The sequence below is a fragment of the Rhabdothermincola sp. genome, assembly GCF_036846205.1.
In the GTDB taxonomy this organism is placed as follows: Bacteria; Actinomycetota; Acidimicrobiia; order Acidimicrobiales; family Acidimicrobilacustridaceae; genus Rhabdothermincola.
In genome coordinates this window covers 1-4,409 of the sequence record NZ_DAIUCK010000152.1, presented here as the reverse complement: position 1 = coordinate 4,409, position 4,409 = coordinate 1, and the positions used below count along the sequence as shown (strand labels likewise).

Genomic DNA, 4,409 nt, shown 5'->3' with positions numbered 1-4,409 from the left:
CCTCCACCCTCGCCTCCACCACCGCCACCTGCATGGCGCCCGCCGCCACCACCGGCTTCCGCACCGACCGTCCCCCCGGGCACCACCTTCGGAGGGCCGGCCTCGCGGTCCTGAGGGGTTGGCCGTAGCCTTGAGGGGTGCTCGGCTACCTCGACCACGCCGCCACCACGCCGATGCGACCCGAAGCGGTCGAGGCCATGCTGCCGTTCCTGACCGAGCAGTTCGCCAACCCCTCGGGGGCGCATCGCCCGGCGCGCGAGGCACGTCGGGCGATCGACGAGGCCCGCGACACGATGGCTGAGCTGTTGGGCTTCGAGCCCGGCGAGATCGTCTTCACCGGTGGGGGCACCGAGGCCGACAACCTGGCGGTCTTCGGTGTGCACGATCGGTGGGGTGGCACGGTGGTGTGCTCGGCGATCGAGCATCACGCGGTGCTCGACGCCGTCGAGGCTCGTGGTGGGCGTCTGGTGCCCGTCGACCCTCGGGGGGTGATCGACCTCGACGCCCTGGCCTCGATGCTCGACGAGACCGTCACGCTGGTCTCGGTAATGGCCGTGAACAACGAGGTCGGCACCATCCAGCCCCTTGAGCAGGTCGCCGCGGTGGTGCGTGAGCGTGCGCCGCGGGCGTTGCTGCACACCGATGCGGTCCAGGGGTTCTGCTGGCTCGACCTGGCTCGGGTGACGGCGCCGTTCGACCTGGTGTCGGTGAGCGCCCACAAGTTCGGCGGGCCCAAGGGCGTGGGGGTGCTCGCCATCCGCTCCGGGGTCGAGCTGGCGGCCCGCCAGGTGGGTGGCGGTCAGGAACGTGGGTGGCGCAGCGGCACCCAGAACGTGGCGGGCATCGTGGCGATTGCGGTTGCGGCGGCGCGGTCCGCGGATCAGCGCGACGACGAGGTCGAGCGGGTCACCAAGCTGCGCGACCGGCTGGTCGAGGGCCTGCTGGCCACGGTGCCGGGGATCGTCGAGACCGGCGTGCCGGCCGGCGCGGCCGGGCCGGACCGCTCCCACAAGGTGCCGGGCATCTGCCACCTGTGCATCCCCGGCGTCGACAGCGAGTCGTTGCTGTTCCTGCTGGAGAAGGGAGAGGTGTTCGCCTCGGCCGCGTCGTCGTGCTCCAGCGGAGCGGTGGAGCCCTCACACGTGCTGGCGGCGATGGGCGTTCCCCGGTCGCTCGCGCAGGGGTCGTTGCGCCTGTCGCTGGGATGGGCCAGCACCGATGCCGACGTGGACCGCGCCCTGGCGGTCGTCCCCCCTGCCGTGGAGCGGCTGCGCCTGTTCTCGGGCGGGGACGACACGTGAAGGTGCTGGTCGCCATGTCGGGCGGGGTGGACTCCTCCGTGGCCGCGGCGCGGCTGCGTGAGCAGGGCCACGAGGTCACCGGGGTGACCATGCGGCTCTGGGGAGGCGAGAGCGACACCGGCTGCTGCTCGGTGGCCGACGTCGACGACGCGCGCCGGGTCGCCCAGCAGCTCGACATCGATCACCTGGTCTTCAACTTCGCCGACGCCTTCGACGAGCACGTGGTCTCGCCCTACGTCGACGCCCACCGTCGCGGGCTCACCCCGAACCCCTGTATCGAGTGCAACCGCCACCTCAAGTTCGACCACCTCCTGCGCCGGGCGGTCGCCCTGGGGTTCGACGCGGTGGCCACCGGCCACCACGCCCGGGTGCACGAGCGCCCCGACGGCACCCGCCGCATCCGGCGGGGAGCGGACGCCACCAAGGACCAGAGCTACGTGCTCTACATGCTCGGCCAGCGCGAGCTGGCCCGCACGATCCTGCCCGTCGGTGCGCTCACCAAGGCCGAGGTGCGGGCCGAGGCCGCCCGTCTGGGGTTGCGCACCGCGGCCAAGCCCGACAGCCAGGACGTCTGCTTCATCACCGCCACGGGAGGGCGCCAGGCGTTCCTCGGTCCGCGCATCGGGCTGCGCCCGGGACGGGTCCTGGACCGGACCGGCCGGGAGGTGGGCCGGGTCGAGCACCTCGAGCTGGTCACCGTCGGTCAGCGGAAGGGTCTGGGCGTGGCCGGGGCTGGCGGGCCGCGGTACGCGATCGCGGTGGACGTGGTCCAGGGAACGGTCACCGTCGGTTCCCGCGACGACCTCCAGGTGAGCGAGCTCGAGGTGCGCGACGTCGTCTGGAGCGACCGACCCGTGACGGGGGAGGTGCTGGTGCAGTGCTCGGCGCACGGGGTGCCCCGCCGGGCCACGATCCGGCCGGTCGAGGGACGGGCCGTCGGCTCCGGGGCCGAGGTGCGGGTGCGATGGGCCACGCCCGAACGGCGGGTGGCGCCCGGGCAGAGCGTGGTCTTCTACGACGGCGACGAGGTGGTCGGCGGCGGCATCGCCGCCTGAACCGGCAGCCGGCGCCGGCGGGCCTCCTCCAGCATCCTGCCGGGCAGCGACGGGGCCACGAGCACCGCGTCGACATCGATGGCCGCGGGGGCCGGTCGTGATCGGCCCGATCGCCGCGGTGGCAAGGGCGTGATGGTCACGGGCTCCGCGAACCGCAGCTCGACGGCGAGTCCCAGGGCGCCCACGGTCAGGTCGTGTGCGCCGGTGCCGGCGGGTGCCGGTCCCAGCCAGGCCAGCGTTGATCGCCGTACCAGGAGGGTGTCGGCGAGCGCCAGCGGGTCCACGATCACCACCCCTGCCTGGGTGAACACCAGCCAGCGACGGGCCAGCGTGTGCAGTGCCCGCACCCCGGCGACCGCGATCGCCCAGCCGATCGCGGTGAGGGCCAGGCCGCCAGGCACCGTCCCCGAGGCCACGAGGAGCGGCCCGGCGGCGGCCCCGGCCACCACGGCCACCCACACGGCTTCGATCGGTCCGAGCAGCAGCACCCCCGGAGCGCGCAGCGCCATCCGGCGCTCGTGGCCGTAGGACGAGCCGTCGATGAACACGTCGCCGGTCTGGGGGGCCAGCACCACCACCGCGGCCAGGGTGGTGACCGTCAGCGCCAGCGCCTCCTGCCAGCCGGGGGTGGGGAGGGTCACCACCGCCCACCCGATCGCCAGCGGGGCTGTGGGCACCACGATGCGCACGGCGGTCAACGTGGTCGTGCGGGGCACGAGGGTGGCCACCAGGGTGAGCACCCACACCGTCCAGGCCGCGACGGACGTGAAGGTTCGGAACCCCGCACCGGCCGGGTCGAGCGCGGCGGCCAGCGTGGGGCCGGCGGTGAACGGCAGGGTGGCCCACAGCACGGCGCCACCCCAGCGGGCCACCACGTCGAGGACCTTGCGCATCGTGCGAGATTTGCCCAGCCGGCCTGCCGCTCGCTATTCCGGTGCTCATCGACCTGCTGCGGGGGACACAGCGGAAGGGGTGCTCGGATGGCCGATGACCGGAGGGTCGCCCTGCCGGTGGGCATCGCGACCGGCATCGGGAGCCTCCCGCACGTCGATCCCGGCGAGGCGGTCGAGTTCGTGCTGCGTCACGCGCCGAGGCTGCCCTTCGCCCCCTCCCTGCCGGCGCGCTCCAAGCGCGAGGGCATGGTCGGCCAGGCGGCGTCGGGCATCAGCGGGATCTCCGTCGAGGCGGACGGCTCGCTCTCCATCGACCACCGCGCGATCGACCCCGCCGCACCGCTCGACGAGCGATCCTTCGCCGGCGACGCCTTCGTCGGGTTCCGGGCCTTCCTCACCGCCATGGCCGAGCGCAGCGGCCCCATCAAGATCTCCCTCACCGGCCCCGTGACCCTCGGCGTCGCGCTGCACGCCGCCGGCTTGCGGGCCTCGTCGGCGTTCGCGGTGGCGGGTGAGGCGGTGAGGCAGCGGGCCCGCGCCATGTTGCGCCTGGTGGGGGAGCGCGTGCCCCAGGCCGAGGTGATCGCCTTCGTGGACGAGCCGTCACTCGCGTCGTGCACCGCGCCGGGCTTCCCGATCGGCCCGGTGGACGCGGTGGATCTGGTCTCGAGCGCGCTCGCGGTGCTGGAGACCGGGGCCACCACCGGGCTGCACTGCTGCGGTGAGGCCGACTGGCGGTTGCTGCTGCAGTCCGGGCCGCAGATCCTCTCCGTTCCCGCGGGAGCAGGCCTCGAGCGGGCCGCGGGCACGCTGGCCGATTTCCTCGAGCGCGGCGGTTGGGTGGCGTGGGGCGCGGTGCCCACCGACCGGCCGGTGGGCCAGACCGTCGAGCGCCTGTGGCGGCAGCTCTCGGTGCTGTGGTGCGACCTGGTGGCCGGGGGCTGCGACCCGGGACTGCTGCGCACCCGAGCGCTGATCACCCCGGCGTGCGGCCTGGCCCGGCACGGCATCACCCAGGCGGAGCAGGTGATGGTGCTCGCCACCCGCCTGGCGCAGCGCCTCCACGACCAGGCGATCGGCGTCCGCCTCTCCGTCGGGGCCTGACCCGACGCATCGGCGGGCCTCGCGGGTGCCGCGGCTGGGGGCGTCCGGGCCGGGTG

General features: G+C 74.3%; 4 protein-coding genes. 3 read left to right on the top strand and 1 reads right to left on the bottom strand.

Annotated features, from left to right (window positions below; genetic code table 11):
- Nucleotides 1–137: 137 nt before the first annotated feature.
- Together V7004_RS15210 and mnmA are read left to right on the top strand one after the other, a co-directional pair.
- Nucleotides 138–1,301: a cysteine desulfurase family protein gene (locus V7004_RS15210; RefSeq protein WP_334145057.1), complete on the top strand. Its 1,164-nt coding sequence runs from the start codon at nucleotides 138–140 to the stop codon at nucleotides 1,299–1,301.
- Entirely contained in the window at nucleotides 1,298–2,356 is a 1,059-nt protein-coding gene (gene mnmA, locus V7004_RS15205) for a tRNA 2-thiouridine(34) synthase MnmA (protein WP_334145056.1), read from the top strand. Before V7004_RS15210 ends, mnmA begins: the two co-directional genes overlap by 4 nt.
- On the opposite strand, the gene V7004_RS15200 is transcribed toward mnmA, so the two are convergent.
- Nucleotides 2,314–3,249, bottom strand: coding sequence for a hypothetical protein (locus tag V7004_RS15200; RefSeq protein ID WP_334145054.1), 936 nt, complete (start codon nucleotides 3,247–3,249; stop codon nucleotides 2,314–2,316). The genes mnmA and V7004_RS15200 overlap by 43 nt on opposite strands.
- An 87-nt stretch (nucleotides 3,250–3,336) precedes the next feature.
- On the opposite strand from V7004_RS15200, the gene V7004_RS15195 reads away from it, so the two are divergent.
- On the top strand, nucleotides 3,337–4,353 hold the full coding sequence (locus V7004_RS15195) for a hypothetical protein (protein ID WP_334145052.1): 1,017 nt from the start codon (nucleotides 3,337–3,339) through the stop codon (nucleotides 4,351–4,353).
- The last annotated feature ends 56 nt before the right edge of the window (nucleotides 4,354–4,409 follow it).